Origin of the sequence: uncultured Methanofollis sp. (genome assembly GCF_937919355.1) — an archaeon.
Lineage (GTDB): Archaea > Halobacteriota > Methanomicrobia > Methanomicrobiales > Methanofollaceae > Methanofollis.
Map to the genome: position 1 here is coordinate 1 of NZ_CALFSA010000172.1, position 25099 is coordinate 25099.

The window sequence follows — 25099 nt, forward strand, 5'->3', positions numbered from 1 at the left end:
TCCCCGCTCGGGATTGGTTCAGGGAAGACAGAACAAGGATCCTGAAGAGGATGATTGCCATCCCCGTCCTATCCTAATGGCAGGGGGCCGGTGGATGCGACCGAAGGGAGCATGAGAATACAGGATAGCGGAGATCTCTTGTTCGGGCAGATCTCCGATCTGCCACGGGTCGAAGTCTTCGAGGTAGTCCCGCCGCTCTTTCATCCTGTACGAATATTAATAACACAATGAAACCCACCAGTACAGGTATCCCATCAAGGAATGTGGCGCAACTCATGCGCTGAACCTGAGGTGAATTACAATGGCAAAGTCAATGTATGCCTACGTTCGTGAGGCATGGAGAAACCCCGACGCCCCTGACGTCAAGGCGCTCCTCTGGGAGCGGATGCAGACCTGGAGGCGCGAGGGTGCGGTCGTGAGGATCGAGCGGCCGACCAGGATCGACCGTGCACACTCCCTCGGCTACAAGGCCAAGCAGGGCGTAATCGTCGTGCGGGCACGCGTCCGCAGGGGCGGCAGGAGGAAGTCGAGGTACGTCCGCGGCCGCAGGACCGCACGGATGGGCATGCGCCGGATCACCGCCGGGAAGAGCATCCAGCGGATCGCCGAAGAGCGCGCCTCCCGGAAGTACCGGAACATGGAAGTCCTCAACTCGTACTGGGTCGGCGAAGACGGCCGCAACAAGTGGTACGAGATCATCCTGGTCGACGGCAGCCACCCGGCAGTCATGAGCGACCCGCAGCTTGCGTGGATCGGTCAGGCAAACCAGCGCGGCCGTGCCGAGCGCGGCAAGACAATGGCCGGCAGGCGGGGCCGTGGCCAGAGGCACAAGGGCACCGGCACCGAGAAGACCCGCCCGAGCATCCGGTCCAACGCGAACAAAGGAAAGTAACCCTCCCCTCATTTTTTGGAGTGCACAAATGGCGTATACCGATGCCTGCGTGCATCCCTATCCTGACGGCGACACGACCCTTTCCCGCATGGCCCTTGAAGCACGCGAATGCGGTTTTGATCGGATCGTCTCGACCACCGGGAGCGGCGAGTTCTCTGGCGTGCAGGTGGTTCAGGGCATCGTGATCACCGCCGCAAACGTCAGGGAGATGACGCGGGGGGTGCGCCGCGCCCCGCCTGGGGCTCTGGTGATGATCGAGGCAGGTGACGAAGGGTTCAACCGTTCTGCCGTCGCCCTCAGCGGGGTCCATGTGCTGAGGGGTCTCGGCAGGGCCGGTAAACATGCCTTTGACCACGTCGCCGCACGGATCGCATCCGACAGCGGCGTCGCAGTCGAGGTCGACCTTGCACCGGTCATCACCTTGCGGGGCAGGGAGAGGCAGAAAGTGCTCCAACGCTATGCCGATCTCCTGGTCCTCCAGCATCACTACGACTTTCCCCTCACCGTCGCAAGCAATGCGCGATCCTGCCTCGACCTGCGAACAGTGCGGGATGTCGTCGGCCTCTGTTCTCTCTTCGGGATGGAGGAGGAGGAGACCCTTTCCGCCCTTTCCTCCGTCGACGGCCTGAGAGAACATCCCAAACCGGTCCAGGTGGTCGGATGAAGCCAAGGCCGCCGACCCTCAGGACAAAGAGGCGATACCTCCTCGTGCGGGTCCTCCCGCCCTGGCAGGAGGCAGGCGAAAAGGCACTGTACCTGGCCGTTGCCGACGCAGTGACATCCCTCTTCGGCGACGCCCGTGCCGCCGCGATCCAACCGGCCGTCCTCTCCTGTGAAGACGGATACGCCATCCTCCGCTGCCAGCGGGGGATGGAGGACGACCTCGCCATCGCGTGCTCGACGGTCACCGCTGTCGGCGAGATACGGATCGCCCTCAGGACCGTGGCAGTTTCGGGGACGATCGCTGCGCTCAAGAGGCGCCTTGCAGAGGGAGGCCCTGCGAAAGTGCCGGAAACGGTCACCTATGGAGAAAAGGCGTCACCTGCCTTCAGGTACGGGCGGCACAAGGTTGATGTACTACAAGAGGGTATTAAAAAGCAGAGCAGAGTCTTTTTGACAGATCATGATAGAGAGGAGATCTAATGCAACCACAATATCAGATGGGATATGACCGGGCGATCACGGTCTTCAGTCCGGACGGTCGTCTCTACCAGGTAGAGTACGCACGCGAGGCAGTGAAGCGGGGAACCACTGCCGTCGGGATCAAGTGCAGAGAAGGTGTGATCCTCCTTGTCGACAAGCGGGTTTCGTCCCGCCTCCTTGAACCCTCATCGATCGAGAAGATCTACAAGATCGACGAGCACATCGGTGTCGCGTCTTCCGGCCTTGTCGGTGACGCCCGCCTCCTGGTGGACAGGGCGCGTGTCGAGGCCCAGATCAACAGGGTGACCTACGACGAGGCAATCGACGTGGAGACCCTGGCAAAGAAGATCTGTGACCACATGCAGGTGTACACCCAGTTTGGCGGCGCCCGCCCGTACGGCACGGCCCTGCTGATCGCGGGCGTCTTCGAGGGCGAGGCCCGTCTCTTTGAGACCGACCCGTCGGGCACCCTCCTCGAGTACAAGGCAACAGGCATCGGCATCGGCCGGCCTGCAGCGATGAAGATCTTCGAGGAGGAGTATAACCCCGAGATGACGAACGCCGACGCAATCCGTCTCGGCCTGAAGGCCCTCCATGCGGCGACCGAAGGGAAGTTCGATGTCCAGACTGTTGAGATTGGTGTCATCGAAGTTAAAAACCCGGTCTTCCACAAGATGGAGCCCGCAGAAGTGAAGTCGTTCGTTGAACAGATGGACTTTGAGAGTGCCGGGGAACCCTCAGGGGAGTGAGTGAGGTATGATCCCACTGGACCGGGCGGTTGTGGCACGGCTTGAGAGCCACGGCGAGCGGTTCGAGATCGGGGTCGATCCCGACCTTGCGATGAAGGCCAAAAAGGGCGAAGAAGTCCCTATCGAGGACCTCGTCGCTGCCGATTCCGTCTTCGAAAACTTCGCACGCGGGGACCGCGCCTCTGACGAATCCCTGGTGAAGGTCTTCGGGACGTCGGAATTCGAGCCGATCGCACGGAAGATCCTGGCAAAGGGTGAGATCCATCTCACCTCCGAGCAGCGCCGGCATATGATCGAAGAGAAGCGCCGGCAGGTCGTCACGTACATCGCACGCAACGCCATCAACCCGCAGACCAAACTCCCGCACCCGCCACAGCGTATCGAGATGGCAATGGAGGAGGCGAGGGTGAACATCGACCCCTTCAAGCACCTGGACGAACTCGTAAAGGAGACGATGAAGGCCCTCCGTCCTCTCATCCCGATCCGCTTCGAGGAACTCCGCGTGGCGGTGCGGATCCCGGCCGAACACGCGCCCCGCGCCTACGGCGAGATGCAGGCGGCAACGACGGTCGAGCGTGAGGAATGGCAGAACGACGGGTCATGGGTCTGCGTGTGTCGGATCCCTGCCGGGACGCAGAGCGAATTCTACTCTCTGGTCAACCGTCTCTCCAAGGGTGACGGGCAGGTCAAGGTGCTTGAACAACTATATTAACCGGAACATCTAACCTAAATAAGCATATTAGGGGATATCCAGAATGGCGAGGCGTAACCAGAAAGCAAAAGGCAAAGTCACCGGGAGTTCCGGGCGTTTCGGCTGCAGGTATGGCAGGTTCATCCGCAAGCGTGTGGTCGAAGTCGAGACGGTCGAGAAGGCCGCCCACGCCTGCCCCCGCTGTGACCATACAACTGTTCACCGTGTCGGCACTGGTATCTGGGAGTGCCGCAAGTGCGGGTTCAAGTTCGCAGGCGGTGCGTATGCTCCGCAGACGCCATCCCTCCGCGTTGCCCTGCGGACGATCGAGCGTGCGATCGAGACCCAGGAGTAATCTCCGTGGCCAGCTCGTACAAGTGTGCGCGGTGTAAGCAGAAGGTCGAGATCGACCAGAATGTCAGGTGCCCCTACTGCGGACACCGTATCCTGTTCAAGGAAAGAGGCGCCGCGACAAAAGACCTGAAGGCTCGATGACTATCGTCACGACCTCCAGAAAAGCGGCAGACGACCTGCGGGCGCTCGCACGGCACCTCGCCTTTGCGACGGGCGCCCGATACCTGGCCCGCGGGAAGACCGGCCTTGCAGCCCTTTCCGACGAGCCAGTCATCCTTTTTACGCGAGAACGCGGCGCCCTCAAACTCCAGGTTGTGGAGGACGGGGTTGTCGCCCATGAGTTTTCTCTCGGGAAAGTCATGATCTCAGAGCGGAACGAACCGATCAGTCACACGATCCATATCGCAGACCCATCGGTTTATGACGTCCTGAAAAGATACTGTGTAGCTGAACAGATCGAGGCCGACGTGCCGTCCGTCGTCTTTGACGGCCAGCAGAAGAAGAGGATCGTCCTTGAGGTGATACCCCATGCATGAGGCGGTCTTTACGTTCCATACGCCGGCAGCGCCCCTGCTGTACCGCGCCCTTGCCCCGGAAACCGGGGAGGTGGCCGGTTCCCGCTCCCGCGAGGAGGTCGTCCTCGCCGGACCTGACAGCCTTGTCCTCACGGTGCGGGCGGCGGACGTGCATGCCCTGCGGGCGGCGCTGAACATGTGGCTTCGGCTGGTCAATGTGGCTGACGAAATCCAGGAGATGATCAGGCATGAGTAGTAACATTTCACCCAGGGTCCAGCAGCAGCTTGCTATGCTGCAGCAGATCCAGCAGCAGCTCCAGACGATCGTCGGGCAGAAAGCCCAGTACGAGATGGCAGTGAAGGAAACGAACCGCGCCGCGGAGGAGCTGAAGGAGGTCGCCGACGATGCGCCGGTGTACGTGAATGTCGGGACTGTGATGATGCAAAAGGGGAAGGAGAAAGTACTCGCCGAATTGAAGGAGAAGGTAGAGACTCTCGGCCTCCGTATCACGTCCCTCGAGAAGCAGGAGAAGGTGCTGCAGACGAAGTTCGAGCAGCTCCAGGCCCAGGTCAAGCAGGCCCTCGGCGGCGGTGCGCCGCAGGGCGCGTAATCCTTTTTTCAAACTTGAAAAACAGTCCCCGGCCCCAATGAAGGGAAGGCAGGGGATCGGACGAAGCGGGTCAGTCAGAAAGACCCGGTAGTTTCCATGAACTCCGCCGGCACAGGCATGTCAGTCACGGGCTCTGTGTAGTCGTCGAACCAGAGGGCCGACGGGTTCCGGTGGAATGCCATGAACTTCCCGATATTTGCCGGGTCTGCCGCCTGGTGATACTTGAAGAAGGCACACCCCTCGGTCAGTCCCGCAATCTCGATCTTGCCCGTGGCATGGGACATCACAAACCGCGCCCTCTTCGCAAGACCGGAGACCCGCCCTTTGGCCCCCTCGAAGATCTGATACCCCTCCTCCACCGGCACCTGGAACATCCTGTTCCCGAGTGTCGGGCGGCACTGGAAGACATAATACGGTGGTACCCCGATATAAGAGAGCGTCTTGAAGAGTTCGGCAAGAGTCACAGGGTCGTCGTTCACCCCCCGCAGGAGGGGCGTCTGGTTCACGACGATCGCCCCTGCCTTCTGGAGAAGGGCGAGCGCCTCCACCGCCTGCGGGGTCAGTTCCCGCGGGTGATTGAACTGGGCCATGACATAGATCCGCTTCTCGTCGGTCGAGTACTTCCCGATCATTTCCAGCAGAGAAGGGTCGTCGATGATGCGATAAGGATTGAACGCCGGCATCTTCGACCCTATCCTGATGATCCCCACATGGTCGATCGCACGCACCGCCCTGACGATCGGTTCAAGCTTCGAAGTCGCCAGGATCAGGGGGTCACCACCGGTCAGGAGCACATTCGTGACCTCGGGATGGTTTCTGATATAGGCAATCCCATCGGTCACATCCCTCATCACCTCCTCACACATATTCATAAACAGCCGTTTCCTGAAACAGAACCGGCAAAACGTCCCGCACACGTCAGACACCAGGAGGAGAGACGTCTCCCTGTACTTGTGCTGGAGACCCGGGGCAACTGTATAGTCCTCTTCATGCGAAGGGTCGAGAAAGCCCGTCTCCTCGCACTCCAGAAGGCTCGGAACCGCAATCCTGCGGATCGGGTCCATGGGATCGTTCCAGTCGATTAAAGAGAGATAATAATCGTTCGAGCGGAAAGCAAACTTATTTTCCACCTTTCTGAGGGTGGCCTTCTCACCCGTGCTCAGCGCACCGATCTGGTCAACTCGGGTCAGGTATCGTGGTCTCATAGTATTCACCTCCATCAGTCCCGGTCAGATCAAGAAAGGGGGGCCAGATACATCATAACCAGGTATCACGCGGTGCCAGAAGATATCAGCACAGAAATATCCTGCCGCGTACTGAGTGATTACCCGCCCCTATGCGCGCCACTCTATAAAAAAGTATAGATCCCCGAAAAACCGGGAAAAATAAATAGTTTATTGCTTCTTTTTGTGTTTGCCCATGGAGAAGATGTCAACAAAGTACTTTCCTTCCTTGCCAAAGCCTACGACCATCTCTTCGTCCCGGGCCAACTTCTCAATATTCAGTTCATATGTCCCGGGTTCGAGGATACGGATCGCCTCGACCTGCTCATAACAGTCGATACGGTCCCGAACCTCCTCTTTTTTGCGGGATTGAGAAGGCGTCTCGGCAACCTCCATCTCCTCTGTACCAGTCTCCGCGGCGAGTTCTTCGATCGTCTTCCCCTCGAGCACGTCGTCGTGCCTCTTGGACTCCCCGATATAGAGGAACTTTTTCCCGCCACAACTCGGGCAACCCCTCAGGATCTCCGTCGAGCCGTCTTCAAACTCTCTTCCGCATTTGGTACACTTATGGGGCATTTCACCTCACCGTGATGAGACCCAGGCACGGATCAGGTTCTCATCCTTCTTGATCGTCTTGAGCTGGTTCGCCGGGCCGATCACCGTGAGCCTGGACTCCGCCTTCTTACCGACGAGTTTGGAAAAGAAACCACCGAAACCGTCCCCTCCCTTAACCGGATAGGTCTCAAGTTCGATCCCAGAGAATCCGTCGGGCTTGATCTCCATCATCGTCACTTCGATGAGTTTGCTCTGTTCGTCCGGAGCAAGCCCCTTCTCCAGAACAACGATATTTCCTTCCCGTACGTCATCAAGGATCAGCCGGATCTTTTCCATCATGGTCAGCCGGTCCATCCTTTCAGCCGAGAGGAAATCGATCTGAACTCCCTGAATCATCCTGATCACCTGAACGTCTCAGCCATCTTTTCGTAAAGCATCTCTATATTGTCTCCCTCCATGCCGGAGATCGGAACGACCGGGTGCTGCGGGAAGGCGCTCCTGATCCGCTGGGGCGCAGCGTCTGGGAGGTCGATCTTGTTGGCGACAATAACTACCGGCAGTTTCCTGCTCTCGATGATCCCGATCATCATGATGTTCACCTGCATAAAGGGATCCTGCGTCGAGTCCAGCATGTAGATGACACCGTCGATGTCGTCCCGAAGCCAGTGCATCGCTTCGGCAACACCTTCCGTCGCCTCTCTCGCCCTTATAACCGCTTCGTCCTTCTCAAGACCGTACTCGAGGAATTCGTTGTAGTCGATCTTCGTGGTGACGCCGGGGGTATCGACGATGTCGATCGTTATCGAATTGCCATTCGAGCCGGAGATCGTGATGTTCTCCTTCCGCCGGGCCCGCCTGGTCTCGTGGGGGATCTCGCTCACCGGACCGATCGCGTCACCGGTCCAATCGCGTACGATCCTGTTGGCAAGCGTGGTCTTGCCAGCATTTGGGGGGCCGTAGATTCCAATCTTCGACTTCTTTTTGTGGAAGAAGGCATGGAATAAATTTGATACTGTCAGCTTTGCGCGAATAAGAAAATTCATGCTTCATCCCCTATTCTAGACTTTTCAGGTACTCATTAGAGATTATTCACTCCGGTATAAATATCCCCCTATATTGGGTGAATATCACCCTGACGAATATATGCTCGAATTTGAAAATACCCGTCAGTATTCTTTTATAGGGGAATCTCCTAGGTAGGGGTATCTGGAATCATCCAGAGAACAGCGACCCTCCGGGGTGAACTCATGGCTAATGCACGAGACAGCATATACGTCGAAACACGGGTTCCGCTGAAGGAAGTAATGAGAGGCAGCCCCACCACCATTGAGGCCGAGGCCACGGTCGCAAAGGCCGCAGCCCGCATGTGCCGGGACGAGGTGGGAAGTTGCATTGTTCTTTCAGGGAACGTCCCCATCGGTATCGTCACCGAACAGGACATGAACTGTAAAGTCGTCGCCAAGGACCTCAAGCCGAGTTCCATCTATGTCAGGGAGATCATGAGCACGCCGCTCATCACCATCGAATCTGACAGAACCGTAGGGGAAGCTGCACAGATGATGATACGACACCGGGTCAGACGACTCCCGGTCGTCGAGAACGGCAAAGTCACCGGCATCGTCACGGTCAGGGACCTCCTGTCCGTCGCCAACGAACTCAACGAGATCATGGCCGACCTGATCGTCATCAACAGGGAGGAGGGTTATTCCATGGGTATCTGCGACCGGTGCGGCAAGATGAGCGACAACCTTGTTCCCATGGACGCGATGATGCTGTGCAATGATTGTAGAGAGGAGGAGCGCTTGAGATGAAGGTGGCAGACGACGTCAGGATCAGGATCCCGGTGCTCACCACGGCGGATCCGATGACCAGGGCACGCCAGATCCTGCGGGACGACACATTCCGCGATATTGCGATCACCGATACGAGAGGGCGTTATGTCGGGTATATCGACATCACCGATGCCCTGAAAGTCACCACCACCAAGTCGGACGTCCAGATCGAAGGTTTTGTCCGGGACGGTGCGGTGGTGAAACCCGATGATTCGCTGATTGCCGTCGCACAGGTGATCAGGGAGAAAAAATCCGACTCAGCCGTGATAACGGACAACGACGGGCAGGTCCTCGGGGCGGTCCTGCTCTCCGAGATCTTCCCGATCCTCTGTACACGGGAAGACCTCCGCGGCACCGTCGCCGACCATATGCACCGGAACCCCCCGGTCTGCGAGGCAGACGAACCGGTCAGCAGGGTCTATGCGAAGATGATCGAAGAGGGGGTTACCGCCATCCCTGTGATGAAGAAACGGCACCTCATCGGCATCATCTCAAGGAGAGACATCTTAAACAGCGGCAGGGTGAGGAAGACGCTGGAGAGCGGGGGGAAGGTGCCGGTCGAAAGCGTGATGGTCACACCCGTGATCGCCATCGGCCCTGGCGAGAGTCTCAGAGCGGCGGCAGAACGGATGGTCGAACACGATCTCTCCCAGATGCCGGTCCTCGACGGGGATGCTCTTGTGGGCATGATTGACCGGCATGGCGTGCTGAATGGTCTCTCTGCAAGGGAATGATGCTATGCACAAAAGTAATCAGACGATAAAACAGGGCGACAGACTGCTGAAAATGCCCGGCAAACTTGACCGCGGCCCGATCGAATTCAAATCGCGGATCGCGGGGGGAGAGGGCGAGGTGATGGGGATTGCAACTCGTGGCGTCATCTCCGTCCCCCAGACGATGACCATCATCGGTGCGGTGGAGACGATGACGGCCTATGGTTTCCGTCGTCTCCCGATCACTGATGCAGGTACTCACCGTCTCCGCGGTATCGTGACCGCGCGGGACATCATTGACTTCCTCGGCGGCGGCGACCGCTTCAACCTTGTACGGGTCAAGCACGGCGGCAACCTGCTCTCGGCGATCAACGAGAGCGTGCGGGAGATCATGACATCACGGGTGACGACAATGGCGCACACTGCCACGATCACTGAGGCCGCCGAGATCATCGTCACGAAGAAAATAGGTGGTCTCCCGGTCGTGAACGAGGAGGAGGCCCTCGCGGGGATCGTCACCGAGCGGGATGTGATGAAAGCCCTTGCTAATGAGGACACCGACGTGACCGTGGAGGAGATCATGAGTACTGCTCTCAGGGTGACCGGTCCGGACACTCCTATCGGATCAGTCACGAAGGAGATGATCACCCACGGTTTCAGGCGCCTGCCCCTCGTCATGGACGACGTGCTCTTCGGGATCATCTCGGCGTCAGACATCATGAAATACCTCGGGTCAGGGGAGATCTTTACCCGCCTATCCACCGGCGACGTGGCCGAGGTGATGGGCCTGCCGGTGCGCACCCTCTCCGGTGCAGAACTCTATACCACAACCCCGGACACGAATATTAATGATGCTGCGCTGAAAATGCTGCAAAAAGGGGTGGGCGCTCTTCCCGTCATCGAGGAAGGGAAATTGATCGGTCTTATAACCGAATTTGACCTTGTGAAAGCGTTTTATGAGGAGTGAAAGGAGATGAAGGCAGAGGATGTGATGTCGTCCCCGGTCAGGGTGGTTTCGCCCGAGGATACCGTCGCCTATGCGAGAAACCAGATGATCAAACACAGGATCTCCCGCGTGCTGGTGATGGATGGCGGGAAACTCGCTGGGATCTTCACAAAAAAGGACATCGCCTACCGCCTCAGACAGACTGAACCGATCTGGCGGAGGCGTCCGATTGACCGCATCCCCATATCTGTCCTGATGACGCCAGACCCTATGACTGTCGGCCCGGACACATCCATAAGGGAGATCGCCGCTCTCATGCTCGACAGGTCGGTCAGCGGCATCCCGGTCGTAAACGACGGAGAGGTGATCGGCATCGTCACTAAATCTGACATCCTCAGATCGGCAGCGGCACGCTCGCTCACGACACCGGTCTCCGCCCTTATGGAGAGTCCAGTGACGGTGAGCCGGTACCACTCCCTCGACCATATCATCGACCTTCTCGCCGAGCGGGACGAAAAACTCATCGCCGTGAACAATGACGGGACGCTTGCCGGTATCATTACCGAAACGAACCTTGCATTCTTCATTTATCGGAACGAGTCCGGCGGCATCCCGGAAAGAGATATAAAGATGCTGAGAAAAGAAGCATCTGGTGGAAGAAAAGCATATAGGTACGTCCAGGAAGTCTCCACAGTCGCCGAGGACGTGATGACGCACCCGGTTCTGACCGCACCCCCTGAGACGAGCGCCGCAGAGGCGGTGCAGATGATGATAGACCACCGGATCAATAGCGTGGTCATTGTTCGAGGACAGGAAATCCTCGGGATCGTGAAAAGAGACAATATATTACAGGAAGTGGCAAAATGAGCGAAGAGCTGTACATCCACATCAAGGACATTATGGCAAAACCGGTAACAATCGCAAAATCAGCGCCCATCACTGACGCCCTTGACAAGATGCTCGACGAGAACATCGATCCACTCATCGTCACCGACAACGGAACCGTCGTCGGTACCATCTCCAGGCAGGCGATCGCCGATACGATCGGTAAGAAGAGGAACGCTTCTATCCCCCCGACAAAGATCCGTGTTGCAAACACCGTGGAGGGGGAGTTTACCGCCGCATACCCCGACCAGGGGATCGAGATCCTGCCTGCCCTCCTGCAGCACGCAAAGATCGTCGTGGTCTTCGACGAGGACCACAAACTCATCGGTCAGGTCAGCTACGGGGACCTGCTGAAGGTGGTGCAACCCTCGAAACCGGTGAAGGAGATCCTGGAACCGGCATCCACAATCAATGTTGAGGAAAGGGTCGTCCACCTCCGCCGCAGGATGATGGACGATGATATTGCCAGGTTCATCGTCACCGACGACAACGGAGACCCGATCGGGATCGTCACCGAAACCGACGTCGCACGCTCAATGGTCGCCTTCAGGGAGGTGGTGGAGGGGAAATACCAGGACCACCGCATTCGGAACCTGCTCGTCCGCGACATCATGTCCACCCCCCTCATCTCGGTGAATGCCAGTATGCCGGTCGGCGAGGTGATCGACACGATGCTCAACAAACGGATCAGTTCCCTGCCTATCACCGACGGGAATGGGCACATCGCAGGCATCGTGACCCGTTCATCCCTCGTCCAGGCACTCTAAACCTCATTTCCACTTTTTTGGTCCTTTTGAAATCCTCGAACTGAGGGTGATGTCTCTCCACGATCGCATGGATGGAGGCGCAGACCCCAGGATTATCCAGACTTCCTCGATCGTCCCACCCCAAGACGGGGGGTGGCAGCCGTCGTCACCCGCGGCCCTCAGGAGGAGAATCTTATAGAGAGGGCCGGCGACTGCGCGCAAGGGCGGGACAGCAGGGGCCTTCGAACAGGAGCAGATCACAGATACGCTCTCTCAGACTATCCCCGATGGGATCTGCGCTTTTCCGTACGATACCTGAGATTCCATCGACCAGACCATGAGATGATCTCCCGGATCTCAGGATCAGGAATACATTGCTCTTTTCTCCATCAGGCCAGAACCAATGGGTTAATCTGATAGAATCCCTATTATAACTCAGGAGAACAGCCATGGACATGAATCCCCGCCGTTCCGTATGTCCGACGACAGACGTACCGTCACTTGTTGCCGCAATGAGCGAGTCAGGTTTTCAGGGAAGAAAACTCGGCGAGTCGGTCAGGGTCTGGTCAGAGATGATCCAGGACCCTGATTGCACCATCCTCCTCGGCCTCTCAGGGGCCATGATACCCGCCGGCATGCAGGAGTGTCTCATCCAGCTGGTCAGGCACAGGTACGTGGATGCCATCGTCTCGACAGGTGCGAACATCTTCCACGACATCGCCGAACACCTCGGCGTCCACCACTACCTTGGTCACCACCACGTCGACGACGAAGCGTTGTATAAGGAAGGGATCGATAGGATCTATGATGTCTTTGCGTATGAAGACGAATTCCGGAAGGTGGACCGGTGTATCGCCGACTTCGCCGCAGGAATCGCACCCTGCCAGACCTCTTCAGCTGACTTCCTCAGGCGTTTTGGCACCCATATCAGGGAAATCGCCCCGGACGGGCACTCTCTCCTCGCCACCTGTACCGAACTCGGTGTACCTATCTATGTCCCTGCCCTCGGCGACTCATCCATCGGGATCGCCCTTACCATGGCACGGCGTCAGGGCGTCAGGGTCACCATCGACCAGATCGCCGACGTCGACGAGGTGACCGCGATCGTTGAGCATGCGCACAGGACCGGCGTCATCTATATCGGTGGCGGCGTCCCGAAGAACTTCATCCAGCAAACGCAGGTGATCGCTTCCATCCATAACGAAGACCTCGGCGGCCATGCTTACGCCGTCCAGTACACCACCGACGCCCCACACTGGGGCGGACTCTCGGGGTGTACCTTTGAGGAAGCGATCTCGTGGGGGAAGGAATCAGCCCGGACAAAGAAAGTCCAGTGCTTCTGTGATGCCACCATCGCAATCCCAATCGCCGCCTCAGCCCTTATCGGCAGCGGCCTTGCGCGTGCAAGGCCCCCCCGGGGCTGACCGGAACCCTTATTACTCTCTCGACCCAATATAAGTGAACATCATTCATGGAGCAGCGCTCTGCGTTGCGAGTATCCACGGATGCGACATTCACAAGTTGAGGTAGCCAAGCCTGGTATGGCGCAGGTTTGCTAAACCTGTGTCCCCCTGGGACTCGAGGGTTCAAATCCCTCCCTCAGCGCTTTGACCACATCTAATTGAGGCGATTGGATGGATCAGGAAGAAGAAATAAAGTATTTCGTCAGGATCAGAGATACTGATCTCGACGGCACGAAAAAAGCCCTCATCGCACTCACCGGCATCAAGGGAGTCGGGAGGCACGCCGCGACCTATATCGCCAACAAGGCGCAGGTCAACTCGCATGCCCTTCTCGGCAAGATGTCAGACGAGGAAGTTGAGCGGCTCCGTACAGCAGTTGACGAATATGCAGAGTGCGTCCCCACGTGGATGCTGAACCGGCCCATCGATGTTCTCTCCGGCAAGCCCCGGCACCTCCTTGCAAGCGAGGTTGGCCTCACGCTCGAGGAAGACATCAACACAATGCGCAAGATCCGCAGCTACCGCGGCATCCGCCACGAGACCGGCCAGAAGGTCAGGGGCCAGCGCACCAAGTCCACCGGCAGAACCGGCACGACCGTCGGCGTAAAGAGAAAGAAAGAGTGAGTGAGGAGGCACGATCATGGGATATCCAGGAAAGAACCACAAGCAGTACTCCACACCAAAGCGCCACTTCGAGAAGACGCGCCTTGAAGAGGAGGCAAAGACCATCATCGAATTCGGTCTCCGGAACAAGCGTGAGCTCTGGAAGGCCGAGAGCGCCCTCCGGAAGTACCGCAAGGCCACCCGTGAGATCCTCGCTCTTCGTTCAGCCGGTACCGACCTGAAACAGGCCGAGACCAAGAAGGATCAGCTCCTCAGCCACCTTGAGCGTTACGGCCTCCTGTCAGCAGAAGGCGACATCGACGACATTCTTGCGCTGAAGATCGAGCAGGCACTTGAGCGCCGTCTCCAGACCCTTGTCTACAGGAAGGGCCTCGCACGGTCGCCGAAGCAGGCCAGACAGTTCATCACCCACGGCCACATCGTCGTGAACGGCCACCGGGTTACCATCCCCGGTTACCTCGTCCCGATGAGCGAAGAAGCGTCCATTGAGTACTACGCTAATTCGCCGCTCGCCGCCGAGTCACATGCTGAACGCAGCAGGATCACCGGGAGGTAAACATGGCAGCCGATAAGGAAAAGTGGGGCATTGCACACATCTTTGCCTCGTTCAACAACACCATCATCACCGTCACCGACCTCTCCGGGGCCGAGACGATTACCAAGAGCAGCGGCGGCATGGTCGTCAAGCAGGACCGCAATGAGAGCTCGCCCTACGCTGCGATGCAGATGGCGATGAACGTCGCCAACGCTGTCAAGGAAAAGGGCCTCATTGGCCTTCACGTGAAGGTTCGCGCACCCGGTCAGGGCAAACAGCGCAGCCCCGGCCCAGGTGCCCAGGCAGCAATTCGTGCCCTTGCCCGTGCCGGCATCCGCATCGGTAAGATCGAGGATGTCACCCCTGTCCCGCACGACTCAATTCGCCAGAAAGGTGGGAGACGCGGAAGGAGAGTCTGATGCAGATCGAATTTGCCAGAATTGATGATGACGCCGCAAGGTTCGTCCTCAGCGGTGCCACCCCAGCGTTCGCGAATGCCCTGCGCCGCGCCATGATCGGTGAGGTGCCCACGCTCGCCATCGAAGACATAAAGATCTATGATAATTCTAGCGTGCTCTTCGATGAGATTCTGGCACACAGGCTCGGACTGATCCCGATAAAGACCGATCTATCAAGATTTGTCAGACAGGAGGACTGCTCGTGTGAAGGTGCCGGGTGCCCACTCTGCTCGGTGACCTTCACGATGAGTGTCGGAGGACCGAAGATGGTGTATTCCAGCGACCTCATCTCAGACGACCCTGAGACCCGGCCAGTCCTCGACAATATTCCTATCGTCAAGCTCTTCGAGGGCCAGAAAGTCGTACTTGAAGCACGCGCCACCCTGAACACAGGGAGAGTACATGCCAAGTGGGAACCGACCACCGCCTGCGGGTACAAGAACTACCCGGTCATCACTATCAGTGAGAACTGCGACGGTTGCGGCATGTGCATCGACGAGTGCCCTCGCGGCGTGCTTGAGATCAAGGACAGGCAGGCACACGTAGTCGACGGAAAACTTGAGGCATGCTCGCTCTGCAAACTCTGCGGTAAGGCGTGCCTGACCACCGGTATCGGCACCGAACCTGCGATCACTGTCGGGTCTGACATTTCAAAGTTCATCTTTGTCGTGGAAAGCGATGGTTCGTTGCCAGTTCTGACAATCATCGAAAAAGGACTTGAATACATCAGAAAGCAATCAACAGATCTCTCAGAGACGTTGGTCGAGATAGCCGGAGTGAATTAGATGGCAAAGGGAACATACCAGAAGACGAACCCCCGTCTTTCGTATCTCGTTGAGCTGCTCCAGGAGACAGCACGGGAAAACGATGCGAAGGTCTGGCGGGTCATCGCACAAAATCTGGAAGCACCCAGCAACAACTATGCTGAGGTCAACATAGGAAAGATCAACCGGTACGCCCAGGACGGCGAGACGATCCTGGTCCCCGGCAAGGTGCTCGGGAGCGGCGTGCTGAACCAGAAGGTATCGGTTGCGGCACTCAACTTCTCCGAGTCCGCAGTCAGCAAAATCACCAGCCTTGACGGGTCGTGCATGACCATCGAAGAACTGGTCGCACAGAACCCGAAGGGTGCAGGTGTGAGGATACTGAGGTGAGAACCATGGTGACGATCATCAATGCAGAAGGACTGCTCCTTGGGCGGCTTGCAAGCACAGTCGCACAGCGCTCACTTCAGGGCGAGAAGTTCGCCATCGTGAACGTCGAGAAGGTAATCGTTTCCGGTCACCGCGCCATGGTGCTCGGGGACTACTACCAGAAACGCCAGCGGGGTTCACGCGAAGGCGGTCCGTTCTTCCCGAGGAGACCGGACCACATCATGAGGCGGACGATCCGCGGCATGCTCCCGTACAAGCGCCAGCGGGGAGCCGAGGCATTCAGGAACATCATGGCCTATGTCGGCGTCCCGGTTGAGTTCCAGGGCAAGGAAGCCGAGTTTGAGACCATCGAGAACGCAGGGATCGAGCGGCTGAACAACCCGAGATTTGTCACCCTCGGCGAGATCAGCACCACACTCGGGGCCAAATACTGAAGGTGAGTAAGAGATGGCAAAGGTCGTAAATACAAGTGGTAAGAGAAAGACCGCAGTCGCACGGGCGACCCTCAAGGAAGGGAACGGGCGGATACGGATCAACTCCGTGCCCCTCGAGATCTATGGAACCGAACTGGTGCGCATGAAGATCTCCGAGCCGCTCAACCTTATCCCGAACTCCATCGATGACGTTGACGTCGCCATCGAAGTGAGCGGGGGCGGGATGATGGGCCAGGCCGAGGCTGTCAGGACTGCACTCGCCCGCGGGATCCTGGAGTGGACCAACGATCCGAAGGTCAAGGACACCTTCATCAACTATGACCGCACTCTCCTCGTCAATGATTCGAGGCAGAAAGAGGCCAAGAAGCCACACGGCCCGGGCGCACGCGCGAAGTTCCAAAAGTCTTATCGGTGAGCCAGACAAACACCATAGAGGAAAATCGAGATATGATCCCGGTCAGATGCTTTACATGCGGCAAAGTGATCTCCTCTTCCTGGATGGAGTTCAAAAAGCGGCGGGATGCAGGCGAGGATCCCAAACAGATCCTCGACGATCTCGGTTTAGATCGCTACTGCTGCAGACGGATGCTGCTCACTCACAAGGAGATCGTGGACGACATCAACCCGTATCAGTGAGGGGTCGTGGGGTAGCCTGGACTATCCTAGGGCGTTCGGGACGCTCTGACCTGAGTTCGAATCTCAGCGACCCCATTATCTATTATATGTTTTGAGGATGTATCATGGACCAATATACTCGCTATGAGAAAGCACGGATCATAGGAGCCCGTGCGCTCCAGATCTCAATGGGTGCCCCGGTCCTGATCCAGACGAGCAGTGTTGATCCCCTCAACATCGCACTTGAAGAATTCGAGGACGATCGGATCCCCATTACGGTAAAGAAAAAGGCGTGATCTGATGACCGATATTGAACAGATCGTACTGAGGACTATTCTGGACAGCAGAGGGAACCCGACCGTCGAGGCGGAGATCTATACCTGTTGCGGATTTGGCCGGGCAGCTGCGCCGAGCGGCGCATCCACCGGGACATGGGAGGCAAAGGTCAGGTCACCGCGCGAGGCGGTTCCCGCTGCACGCGAGCACCTTGTCCCGACACTCATCGGGATGAACGCTGCAGATCAGGCTGGATTTGACAGGGCCCTTCATGAAGCCGATGGGACACCTGACTTTTCGAACATCGGCGCAAACGTCGCTGTCGCACTCTCCCTTGCATGTGCGAAGGCTGCGGCGAACTCTATTGGCGTCCCTCTCTTCCGGTACCTTGGCGGGGCCTTCGCCCGGAAGACCCCCCTGCCCCTTGGCAATGTCATCGGTGGCGGGGCTCATGCCACAAACGCCACCGACATCCAGGAGTTCCTGGTAATCCCGAACGGTGCGTCCTGCGCAGAAGAAGCGGTCTTCGCAAACGCCGCCGTCCACAAGAAGGTAAAGGATCTGCTCGTCAAGGCGGGCAAGGGATGCGGAAAGGGCGACGAAGGTGCATGGGCACCGAGGGTCTCCGACGCAGAGGCATTTGAGATCTTGAACGAAGCAATCGGCGCTGTCTCCGACGAACTGAACTTTGCGATTGACATGGGTGTCGACGTCGCATCCAGCGAGATGTGGAACGGAAACGCCTATGTGTACAGCGACAGGAAGAGGACGACCGAAGAGCAGATCGCTTATATCACAGACCTGGTGGATCGCTATAATCTTGCCTATGTCGAAGACCCCCTCGTCGAGGAGGACTTTGAAGGCTTTGCAAGCATCACAGCACAGGTCGGTGACAGGTGCCTGATCTGCGGCGACGACCTCTATGTCACCAATGCCGAGCGGATCATGCGCGGGATTGAGACGAATGCCTCGAACTGCGTATTGATCAAGCCCAACCAGATCGGGACGTTGACCGATACATTTGAAGCTGTCCACCTGGCAAAATCCCACAGCATGGACACAGTGATGAGCCACCGGTCCGGAGAGACGACCGACGAAACCATCGCCCATCTCGCCACCGCATTCGAATGCAGGTTGCTGAAATCGGGGGTTGTGGGCGGAGAAAGAATTGCAAAATTAAACGAACTGATACGTATTGAGGAGCTGATCTAAACATGGCTGAAGAGACTGAGATGGAAATTGTGCTGAACGAGCCCCTCGTCCCGGTGGAAGATTACCTTGCTGCAGGGGTTCACATCGGCACACAGCAGAAGAGCCAGGACATGATGAAGTTCATCTTCCGCGTGCGCGGGGACGGACTGTACATCCTTGACATCAGAGCAACAGATGAGCGTATCAAGACCGCAGCGAAGTTCCTTGCTGGCTATGACGCTCCGAAGATCCTCGTCGTGGCATCCCGCCAGTACGCCCAGTACCCGGCAAAGAAATTCGCCGATGCTATCGGAGGCACTGCGGCTATCGGGCGGTACATCCCCGGCCTCATGACCAACCCGAGCTTCCGCGGCTACGTGGAACCTGAAGTCGTCATTGTCACCGACCCGATGGGCGACGTACAGGCGATCAAGGAAGCAGTTCAGAACGGTGTCCCTGTCATCGGCCTCTGCGACACTAACAACATGACCAGCAACCTCGACATGGTCATCCCGACAAACAACAAGGGCAGAAAGGCACTCTCCCTCATCTACTATCTCCTTACCAGGGAGATCCTCCGCATCCGCGGTGTTCCCACTTCCTATACCCTCGAGGACTTCGAGACAGAACTGTAAAAGGAGGAAGAGAGATGCAGACGAGGGCATGCACCGTCGCAGGCATGTTCTATCCGGGAGACCCCGCTCATCTCGAGCAGTTCCTCAGTATGGTCAACCCGGAACAGACAGCCGATATGCCTGCTGCCCTCGGGATCGTTGCACCCCATGCAGGCTACCCGTATTCCGGTGCCGTGGCGGCACGGGCTTATGCCGCCATACCCCCCTCTTTTGACGGGACATTCATCATCATCGGGCCAAGCCACCACGGTTTTACGACTTCAGCGTCGGCAATACCCTGGGAGACCCCTCTGGGCATTGTGGACGTCGACGTCGACCTCGTGGAGGCCATAGGCATACCGATCGACGACGATGCACACGCCACCGAACACTCGATCGAGGTCCAGGTGCCTTTCATCAAGTATCACTTCCCACGGGCCAGGATCGCACCGATCATGATGGGCGATCAGAGCCTCAGGAGTGCTGAGAAACTTGCAAAGGCAATTATCGCCGCCGTGAAGAAGACCGGCCACGAAGTGCGGATTGTCGCCTCCAGCGACTTCTCCCACTATGTCCCGGAGAAACTCGCGCACCACGTTGACCTGCAGGCAATCGAGGCATTGAAGACACTTGATGTCCCCGAGTTTTACCGGAAGATTGAGTATCTGGATGTCAGCGCATGCGGCTACGGCCCGATCGCAACGATGACCCTTGTTTGCACGGCACTCGGCGCAACCGAAGCAAAGTTGCTCACCTATACCACAAGCGGGGACGTGACCGGCGACCCCCTTGTCGTCGGATATGCTGCCATAGCGGTGGTGTAAATTTGGCGACCTGGAGCGCCCCCGGCAAAGTTTTTCTTTTTGGAGAACACGCTGTTGTCTATGGGAAGCCAGGCGTGGCAATGGCGATCAGGCCACGCGTTGCGGTGACAGTGAGGAGGGCAAAGAACCCCACGCCGGTCCGTTCACCTTATATCGACGAGTGTTTCCGTTCGACCGGTGTGCAGGGGAGTGTATATATAAGGTCGCAACTCCCCAGTTCGTCAGGGCTTGGTTCATCGGCGGCGGTGACCACCGCCACCCTCGCCGCCATCTCAGACGAATTCAACCTCGGCTTTACGAAGGATGAGATTGCAGAGCGTGCCTTTGCGATCGAGAGGAAAGTCCAGAAAGGGAGGGCGAGCCCAACAGACACCTATGTGACGACCTTTGGCGGGATCGTCCTGATCACGAAGGGGTCGAAACGGCGCCTGCCACCGCAGAACCTCCACCTCGTCATCGGCAACACCCTGGTCCCCCATTCGACAGCAAAGATGGTGGAGCACGTGGCACAGATGCACCAGAAGCACCCTGCCATCGTCAACCCGGTCATGGACTCGATCGGGGCGGTGACCATGCAGGCGATCAAGTGCATGAACAAACCCCAGCAACTTGGCCATTGCATGGACATCAACAACGCCCTCCTCGAGGCCCTCGGGATCGGCCACCCCGCTCTCTCCAAACTTGTCCTGACCGCCCGCGCGGCCGGGGCCTTCGGGGCGAAGATCACAGGTGCCGGCGGAGGGGGATGTATGGTGGCGCTCTGCCCGAAACATGCAAAGAGTCGGGTCGCCGGGGCGATGGACGCCACAGGCGCAAAGTCAATCATCACCACCATCGACACAACCGGTATACGCAAAGAGAAAGATGGATGAAAAGATTATTCTCTTAAAATTCGGCGGGAGTATCATTACCGATAAGGCCGGGTCCGGGACTATCGATCACGCCCGCCTTGCCGCACTCGCCCGAGAGATCGCGAAAAGACCAGACCTCAGGCTTGTCCTGGTCCACGGGGCCGGGTCGTGCGGCCATCCCGAGGCTGCCCGATACCATATTCAGGACGGTGTCGGCCCTGCAAACAAGGAAGGAATAGCCGTCACCCACGAGGCGGTTACCGGCCTCAACAGGGCGGTCGTTGCCGCGTTAAGGGAGCACGGCGTTGATGCTGTCGGCATCCCCCCCCTGGCCGGATGCCGTGCCGATAACAGACATCTCATATCCTGTGAGCACCTACCTATTGCACAACTGGTGCGGCTCGGTGTCACCCCGGTCCTCCATGGCGATGTGGTGATGGACGCGAGTCGTGGTGCCTGTATCATTTCAGGCGATCAGATCATCCGGTACCTTGCCGTGGCCCTTGGAGCGGTTCGCGTCGGCCTTGCAACCGACGTGCCCGGCGTCCTGGACAACGGCGCGGTGGTTCCGGTGATCACAAGGGACACAGTAGGACGTCTGTCTATCGGGTGCTCGGAAAACACCGACGTGACCGGCGGGATGAAAGGGAAGATCACGGAACTCCTCGCTCTCGCAGATGCGGGAATCGAATCGCACATATTCCATGTCTCCCGGACGGCCGCATTCCTCGACAGAAAGGATCACGGGGGCACGATCGTCAGAAAGTGAAAGGGAAGAACTGGACAGGGACAGGCACACCAGAGAACAGGAGGAATTCATATAAGAGAAAGTACACAGACGTCCTCGCGGAAGCTGGACCATCTGCGGATCTGTTGTGAGAGGCAGGTCGAGGTCGGCAGCGCAGGCTTTGAAGACGTCAGGCTGGTGCATGCAGCCCTTCCAGAGCTCGACCTTGACGCGATCAGGCCCGAGATCAGATTTCTCGGGGCACGTCTCGGGGCGCCGCTCTTCATCGCCGCCATGACCGGTGGCCACCCGGCAACGACCGGGGTTAACAGGCGGCTCGCACGGGTCGCAGAGAAATTTGGCCTTGCCATGGGTGTCGGGTCGCAACGCGCCGCCCTCGAACACCCCGAACTCGCAGAGAGTTTTTCAGTCGTCCGCGACGAGGCGCCGCATGCCTTTCTCTGCGCTAACCTCGGCGCTGTACAGTTGCGAGAACACGGGACAGAGTGGGCCGAGCGCGCGGTGGAGATGATCGAGGCTGACGCTCTCTGCGTCCACCTGAACTTCCTGCAGGAGGCAATCCAGCCTGAAGGAGACCACAATGCCCGCGGCTGTCTCGCCGCCATCACCGACCTCTGCAAGGACTTCAAGACGCCGGTGATAGTCAAGGAGACCGGTGCGGGAATCTCGAAGGAAACGGCGGACCAGATCTGGGGGGCCGGCGCCGCGGCGATCGACCTCGGCGGTTTCGGCGGCACCTCCTGGGCAGCGGTCGAGATTGAGCGGGCTGAAGATGAGCGGTTGCGTGCACTCGGGACGGCATTCCTCGACTGGGGTATCCCGACCGTGGTAAGCCTCCATGAAGTGGCGGGAAAAGGCCCGGTGATCGCCACGGGAGGCGTGCGGAATGGGATAGACATCGCAAAGGCCCTCGCACTCGGGGCCGACCTCGGCGGAATGGCCCTGCCCCTGCTGAAACCTGCGATGGACGGAGAAGAGGCGCTTACGGCAACCGTATCAATGATCCTTCAGGAACTACGGGCCGCGATGTTCCTCACCGGATCCGGCAATGTTGCCGATCTCAGGAAGAAACGGGCATATATCACCGGTACAACCCGGCAGATGCTCGAAGAATAAGGATTCACATGGAGAATAAACATGGATACAGAAATTGTTGCAGTGGGCGGGTATAACGAAGTCGGCCGGAACATGACTGCCGTCCGTTGCGGGAAGGAGATCGTCATCTTCGACATGGGCATCAGGCTCGACCAGATCATGATCCACGAGGACGCGGAGATCGAGAATATGCACTCCCTCGACCTGATCGAGATGAAAGCCATCCCCGACGACACCATGATGAACACGGTGGAGGGGAGCGTGAAGGCGATCGTCTGCACGCACGGCCACCTCGACCATATCGGGGCTATCCCGAAACTCGCGCACAGGTACAACGCACCCATTATCGGGACGCCGTATACCGCCGAACTGATCAAACAGCAGATCCAGGGCGAGCAGAAGTTCGGGGTTAACAACAAGATCCAGGTGCTTAAGGCAGGTCATAGATACCGCATCTCCCCGAACCTCACCCTCGAGTTCGTCAAGATGCAGCACTCGATCATCGACACGGTGATGGCAGTGTTGCACACGAAAGACGGTGCCATCGTCTACGCGAACGACTTCAAACTCGATAGAACACCTGTGATCGGCGAACCGCCCGACTTCGCCCGTCTCCGCCAGATCGGGAAGGAGGGGGTGCTTGCCCTAATCGTCGAGAGCACGAACATCGAGAAGTCGGGGAGGTGCCCGAGCGAGCGGATTGCACGCGACCTTGTCAGGGATACTATCACAAGTTACGAGGACGACAAGAACGCTATCATTGTCTCGACCTTCTCCTCTCATATCGCGCGTATCAAAACAATAGCCGAGTGCGCTCACGAGATAGGGAGGAAACCCGTCCTCCTCGGTCGTTCGATGGAAAGGTATTCGACGGCGGCCGAACAGCTCAAACTGGTCGCATTCCCCCAGAGTCTCTCGGTTTTCGGGAACAGGCGGACTGTGGACCGCACGCTACGGCACATCATGAAGACCGGAAAGGACAAGTTCATGCCAATCGTCACCGGTCACCAGGGTGAGAGCGGGGCTATCTTGACACGGATCGCCCAGGGGGACACGCCGTACAAGGTCGAAAAGGGTGACAAGATCCTCTTCTCGGCCAAGGTGATCCCGAACCCCATGAACTATGGACAGCGCCACCTCGTCGAGACACTCCTGAAGATGAAGGGGGCCAGGATCTTCGACGACCTCCACGTGAGCGGTCACGCCTACCGGGAAGACCACTATGAACTGGTCCACCTCCTGAACCCCCAGCACATCATCCCGTCTCACGGCAACATTAACATGACCGGGGAGTACGTGCGGTTTGCCGAGGAGTGCGGCTACACCCTGAACAACGACATCCACCTGCTCAGAAACGGGCAGAGGATTCTGTTAAAATAACCGAGGTATTGTCATGAGTGATCTGAAGACCTATCTTGAGAAAACCGCAGAGCAGGTCGACATCGCGCTCGAGCGGAATTTTGGAGACGTATTCGGCGACCTCTACAAGGCGAGCGCACACCTCCTGCTCGCAGGTGGCAAGCGCCTGCGCCCGGCGGTGCTGCTTCTGGCCGCCAACGCCGTGAAACCAGGGCGTGCCGATGACCTGATCTCCGCAGCGATCGCGGTTGAGATGACACACACCTTCACTCTCATCCACGACGATATCATGGACGGGGACGCAACGCGCCGGGGCGTTCCGACGGTCCACACGAAATGGGACGAACCGACGGCGATCCTGGCGGGCGACGTGTTGTATGCGAAGTCCTTTGAGTACATCACCCATGCCCTCGCCGATGACAGGGCGCGGGTGAAGGCGGTGACCCTCCTTGCCCGGACCTGCACAGAGATCTGCGAGGGGCAGCACCAGGACATGACCTTCGAGCAGAAAGACGCCGAGGTCGAGGCGGCAGACTATATAGAGATGGCCGGGAAGAAGACCGGCGCCCTGTACGCGGCGGCGGCAGCGATCGGCGGGACCCTTGCCGGCGGGAATGCCATGCAGGTGGACGCCCTCTACCAGTACGGCATGAATGCCGGGATCGCTTTCCAGATCCAGGACGATCTCATCGACCTCCTGGCTCCGCCAGAAAAAAGCGGGAAGGACCGGGCATCCGATCTCCGTGAGGGGAAACAGACTCTCATCGCCATCACGGCGCGGGAGAAGGGCCTCGACCTCTCGAAGTATCACCATACTCTCACCGGTGCGGAGATCGACGCTGCGATCGCCGAACTCGAAGAGGCAGGGGTTATCGACGAGGTGCGGCGGACCGCGGAGGAGAGGGTTGCAACGGCAAAGCGTGCGCTCTCGGTCCTGCCAGCGTCGAAGGAACGGACATATCTTGAGGAGATCGCAGATTATTTCCTGACACGGAGTTTCTAA

At 58.2% G+C, this 25099-nt stretch carries 37 protein-coding genes and 2 tRNA genes; 35 read left to right on the plus strand and 4 right to left on the minus strand.

All coding sequences use genetic code 11. The features are described 5' to 3' along the window. Positions 1-301: 301 nt before the first annotated feature. The 10 genes from Q0520_RS08490 to Q0520_RS08535 are packed head-to-tail and all read left to right on the plus strand — an operon-like array spanning position 302 to position 4955. Positions 302-892, plus strand: a complete 591-nt coding sequence (locus Q0520_RS08490; protein ID WP_298668827.1) for a 50S ribosomal protein L15e — start codon at positions 302-304, stop codon at positions 890-892. A gap of 28 nt (positions 893-920) precedes the next feature. Continuing rightward, complete coding sequence (locus Q0520_RS08495; RefSeq protein WP_298668830.1) at positions 921-1556, plus strand: RNase P subunit p30 family protein; 636 nt, start codon at positions 921-923, stop codon at positions 1554-1556. Then, positions 1553-2035 (plus strand): Rpp14/Pop5 family protein, encoded by a 483-nt coding sequence (locus tag Q0520_RS08500; RefSeq protein ID WP_298668833.1) that lies wholly within the window; start codon positions 1553-1555, stop codon positions 2033-2035. Before Q0520_RS08495 ends, Q0520_RS08500 begins: the two co-directional genes overlap by 4 nt. Then, positions 2035-2784, plus strand: a complete 750-nt coding sequence (gene psmA, locus Q0520_RS08505; protein ID WP_298668836.1) for an archaeal proteasome endopeptidase complex subunit alpha — start codon at positions 2035-2037, stop codon at positions 2782-2784. The genes Q0520_RS08500 and psmA overlap by 1 nt, the downstream gene beginning before the upstream one ends. 7 nt (positions 2785-2791) lie before the next feature. Beyond that, entirely contained in the window at positions 2792-3496 is a 705-nt protein-coding gene (locus tag Q0520_RS08510) for a ribosome assembly factor SBDS (protein WP_298668839.1), read from the plus strand. A gap of 43 nt (positions 3497-3539) precedes the next feature. After that, on the plus strand, positions 3540-3830 hold the full coding sequence (locus tag Q0520_RS08515) for a 50S ribosomal protein L37ae (RefSeq protein WP_298668842.1): 291 nt from the start codon (positions 3540-3542) through the stop codon (positions 3828-3830). 5 nt (positions 3831-3835) lie between these two features. Continuing rightward, positions 3836-3970, plus strand: a complete 135-nt coding sequence (locus Q0520_RS08520) for a DNA-directed RNA polymerase subunit P (RefSeq protein ID WP_083523466.1) — start codon at positions 3836-3838, stop codon at positions 3968-3970. Next, a complete protein-coding gene (locus Q0520_RS08525; RefSeq protein ID WP_298668847.1) occupies positions 3967-4365 on the plus strand; it encodes a hypothetical protein in 399 nt (132 codons plus the stop codon). The genes Q0520_RS08520 and Q0520_RS08525 overlap by 4 nt, the downstream gene beginning before the upstream one ends. Continuing rightward, the gene (locus Q0520_RS08530; RefSeq protein WP_298668850.1) at positions 4358-4600 is read left to right on the plus strand and encodes a KEOPS complex subunit Pcc1; all 243 of its coding nucleotides are present in this window, start codon (positions 4358-4360) and stop codon (positions 4598-4600) included. The genes Q0520_RS08525 and Q0520_RS08530 overlap by 8 nt, the downstream gene beginning before the upstream one ends. Beyond that, the gene (locus Q0520_RS08535; protein ID WP_298668852.1) at positions 4593-4955 is read left to right on the plus strand and encodes a prefoldin subunit beta; all 363 of its coding nucleotides are present in this window, start codon (positions 4593-4595) and stop codon (positions 4953-4955) included. The genes Q0520_RS08530 and Q0520_RS08535 overlap by 8 nt, the downstream gene beginning before the upstream one ends. 74 nt (positions 4956-5029) lie before the next feature. Here Q0520_RS08535 and Q0520_RS08540 read toward each other — a convergent pair whose 3' ends face one another. The 4 genes from Q0520_RS08540 to Q0520_RS08555 all read right to left on the minus strand — a co-directional run bounded on the left by Q0520_RS08540 (position 5030) and on the right by Q0520_RS08555 (position 7776). Further along, positions 5030-6175: a KamA family radical SAM protein gene (locus Q0520_RS08540; RefSeq protein ID WP_342765260.1), complete on the minus strand. Its 1146-nt coding sequence runs from the start codon at positions 6173-6175 to the stop codon at positions 5030-5032. Between the two features lie 174 nt (positions 6176-6349). Continuing rightward, entirely contained in the window at positions 6350-6754 is a 405-nt protein-coding gene (locus Q0520_RS08545) for a Zn-ribbon domain-containing protein (protein ID WP_298668859.1), read from the minus strand. Between the two features lie 6 nt (positions 6755-6760). Then, a complete protein-coding gene (locus Q0520_RS08550) occupies positions 6761-7129 on the minus strand; it encodes a DUF2073 domain-containing protein (protein ID WP_298668950.1) in 369 nt (122 codons plus the stop codon). Between the two features lie 5 nt (positions 7130-7134). Further along, positions 7135-7776 carry an Era-like GTP-binding protein gene (locus tag Q0520_RS08555; protein WP_298668862.1) on the minus strand — a complete coding sequence of 214 codons (642 nt, stop codon included), beginning with the start codon at positions 7774-7776 and terminating at the stop codon, positions 7135-7137. 204 nt (positions 7777-7980) lie between these two features. Between Q0520_RS08555 and Q0520_RS08560 the strand changes: the two genes are divergently transcribed. The 25 genes from Q0520_RS08560 to Q0520_RS08680 all read left to right on the plus strand — a co-directional run bounded on the left by Q0520_RS08560 (position 7981) and on the right by Q0520_RS08680 (position 25099). After that, a complete protein-coding gene (locus tag Q0520_RS08560) occupies positions 7981-8544 on the plus strand; it encodes a cyclic nucleotide-binding/CBS domain-containing protein (protein WP_298668865.1) in 564 nt (187 codons plus the stop codon). Continuing rightward, positions 8541-9299 carry a CBS domain-containing protein gene (locus Q0520_RS08565; protein ID WP_298668869.1) on the plus strand — a complete coding sequence of 253 codons (759 nt, stop codon included), beginning with the start codon at positions 8541-8543 and terminating at the stop codon, positions 9297-9299. Before Q0520_RS08560 ends, Q0520_RS08565 begins: the two co-directional genes overlap by 4 nt. Before the next feature lie 4 nt (positions 9300-9303). After that, positions 9304-10245: a CBS domain-containing protein gene (locus Q0520_RS08570; protein ID WP_298668873.1), complete on the plus strand. Its 942-nt coding sequence runs from the start codon at positions 9304-9306 to the stop codon at positions 10243-10245. Between the two features lie 6 nt (positions 10246-10251). Beyond that, positions 10252-11091 (plus strand): CBS domain-containing protein, encoded by an 840-nt coding sequence (locus Q0520_RS08575; RefSeq protein WP_298668876.1) that lies wholly within the window; start codon positions 10252-10254, stop codon positions 11089-11091. Then, positions 11088-11876 carry a CBS domain-containing protein gene (locus Q0520_RS08580; RefSeq protein WP_298668880.1) on the plus strand — a complete coding sequence of 263 codons (789 nt, stop codon included), beginning with the start codon at positions 11088-11090 and terminating at the stop codon, positions 11874-11876. The genes Q0520_RS08575 and Q0520_RS08580 overlap by 4 nt, the downstream gene beginning before the upstream one ends. 428 nt (positions 11877-12304) lie before the next feature. Continuing rightward, positions 12305-13279, plus strand: coding sequence for a deoxyhypusine synthase (locus tag Q0520_RS08585; RefSeq protein WP_298668883.1), 975 nt, complete (start codon positions 12305-12307; stop codon positions 13277-13279). A 96-nt stretch (positions 13280-13375) separates the two neighbouring features. Further along, positions 13376-13460: transfer RNA gene (locus Q0520_RS08590), tRNA-Ser, on the plus strand. A gap of 29 nt (positions 13461-13489) precedes the next feature. After that, positions 13490-13942 carry a 30S ribosomal protein S13 gene (locus tag Q0520_RS08595; protein WP_298668886.1) on the plus strand — a complete coding sequence of 151 codons (453 nt, stop codon included), beginning with the start codon at positions 13490-13492 and terminating at the stop codon, positions 13940-13942. Between the two features lie 16 nt (positions 13943-13958). Then, the gene (locus tag Q0520_RS08600; RefSeq protein WP_298668888.1) at positions 13959-14498 is read left to right on the plus strand and encodes a 30S ribosomal protein S4; all 540 of its coding nucleotides are present in this window, start codon (positions 13959-13961) and stop codon (positions 14496-14498) included. 2 nt (positions 14499-14500) lie between these two features. Next, positions 14501-14896 carry a 30S ribosomal protein S11 gene (locus Q0520_RS08605; protein ID WP_298668891.1) on the plus strand — a complete coding sequence of 132 codons (396 nt, stop codon included), beginning with the start codon at positions 14501-14503 and terminating at the stop codon, positions 14894-14896. Next, positions 14896-15720 carry a DNA-directed RNA polymerase subunit D gene (locus Q0520_RS08610; protein ID WP_298668894.1) on the plus strand — a complete coding sequence of 275 codons (825 nt, stop codon included), beginning with the start codon at positions 14896-14898 and terminating at the stop codon, positions 15718-15720. Before Q0520_RS08605 ends, Q0520_RS08610 begins: the two co-directional genes overlap by 1 nt. Next, complete coding sequence (locus tag Q0520_RS08615; protein ID WP_298668896.1) at positions 15721-16089, plus strand: 50S ribosomal protein L18e; 369 nt, start codon at positions 15721-15723, stop codon at positions 16087-16089. It abuts the gene before it with no gap. A gap of 5 nt (positions 16090-16094) precedes the next feature. Beyond that, on the plus strand, positions 16095-16523 hold the full coding sequence (locus Q0520_RS08620; protein ID WP_298668899.1) for a 50S ribosomal protein L13: 429 nt from the start codon (positions 16095-16097) through the stop codon (positions 16521-16523). A gap of 13 nt (positions 16524-16536) precedes the next feature. Continuing rightward, positions 16537-16938 (plus strand): 30S ribosomal protein S9, encoded by a 402-nt coding sequence (locus Q0520_RS08625; RefSeq protein WP_298668901.1) that lies wholly within the window; start codon positions 16537-16539, stop codon positions 16936-16938. A 32-nt stretch (positions 16939-16970) separates the two neighbouring features. Next, on the plus strand, positions 16971-17159 hold the full coding sequence (locus Q0520_RS08630; RefSeq protein WP_298668904.1) for a DNA-directed RNA polymerase subunit N: 189 nt from the start codon (positions 16971-16973) through the stop codon (positions 17157-17159). Continuing rightward, positions 17160-17234 (plus strand) — tRNA-Pro (locus tag Q0520_RS08635). Positions 17235-17263: 29 nt separating this feature from the next. Continuing rightward, a complete protein-coding gene (locus Q0520_RS08640; RefSeq protein WP_298668907.1) occupies positions 17264-17434 on the plus strand; it encodes a DNA-directed RNA polymerase subunit K in 171 nt (56 codons plus the stop codon). A 4-nt stretch (positions 17435-17438) separates the two neighbouring features. Further along, positions 17439-18626: a phosphopyruvate hydratase gene (eno, locus tag Q0520_RS08645; protein ID WP_298668910.1), complete on the plus strand. Its 1188-nt coding sequence runs from the start codon at positions 17439-17441 to the stop codon at positions 18624-18626. 2 nt (positions 18627-18628) lie between these two features. After that, entirely contained in the window at positions 18629-19240 is a 612-nt protein-coding gene (rpsB, locus tag Q0520_RS08650; protein WP_298668913.1) for a 30S ribosomal protein S2, read from the plus strand. Between the two features lie 14 nt (positions 19241-19254). Further along, entirely contained in the window at positions 19255-20043 is a 789-nt protein-coding gene (gene amrB, locus Q0520_RS08655; protein WP_298668916.1) for an AmmeMemoRadiSam system protein B, read from the plus strand. Positions 20044-20045: 2 nt separating this feature from the next. Further along, the gene (mvk, locus tag Q0520_RS08660) at positions 20046-20915 is read left to right on the plus strand and encodes a mevalonate kinase (protein ID WP_298668918.1); all 870 of its coding nucleotides are present in this window, start codon (positions 20046-20048) and stop codon (positions 20913-20915) included. Next, positions 20908-21663 (plus strand): isopentenyl phosphate kinase, encoded by a 756-nt coding sequence (locus tag Q0520_RS08665; protein WP_298668921.1) that lies wholly within the window; start codon positions 20908-20910, stop codon positions 21661-21663. Before mvk ends, Q0520_RS08665 begins: the two co-directional genes overlap by 8 nt. A gap of 51 nt (positions 21664-21714) precedes the next feature. Further along, a complete protein-coding gene (fni, locus tag Q0520_RS08670; protein ID WP_298668953.1) occupies positions 21715-22758 on the plus strand; it encodes a type 2 isopentenyl-diphosphate Delta-isomerase in 1044 nt (347 codons plus the stop codon). 21 nt (positions 22759-22779) lie between these two features. After that, positions 22780-24117, plus strand: coding sequence for an RNase J family beta-CASP ribonuclease (locus tag Q0520_RS08675; protein WP_298668923.1), 1338 nt, complete (start codon positions 22780-22782; stop codon positions 24115-24117). Between the two features lie 13 nt (positions 24118-24130). Beyond that, the gene (locus Q0520_RS08680) at positions 24131-25099 is read left to right on the plus strand and encodes a polyprenyl synthetase family protein (RefSeq protein ID WP_298668925.1); all 969 of its coding nucleotides are present in this window, start codon (positions 24131-24133) and stop codon (positions 25097-25099) included.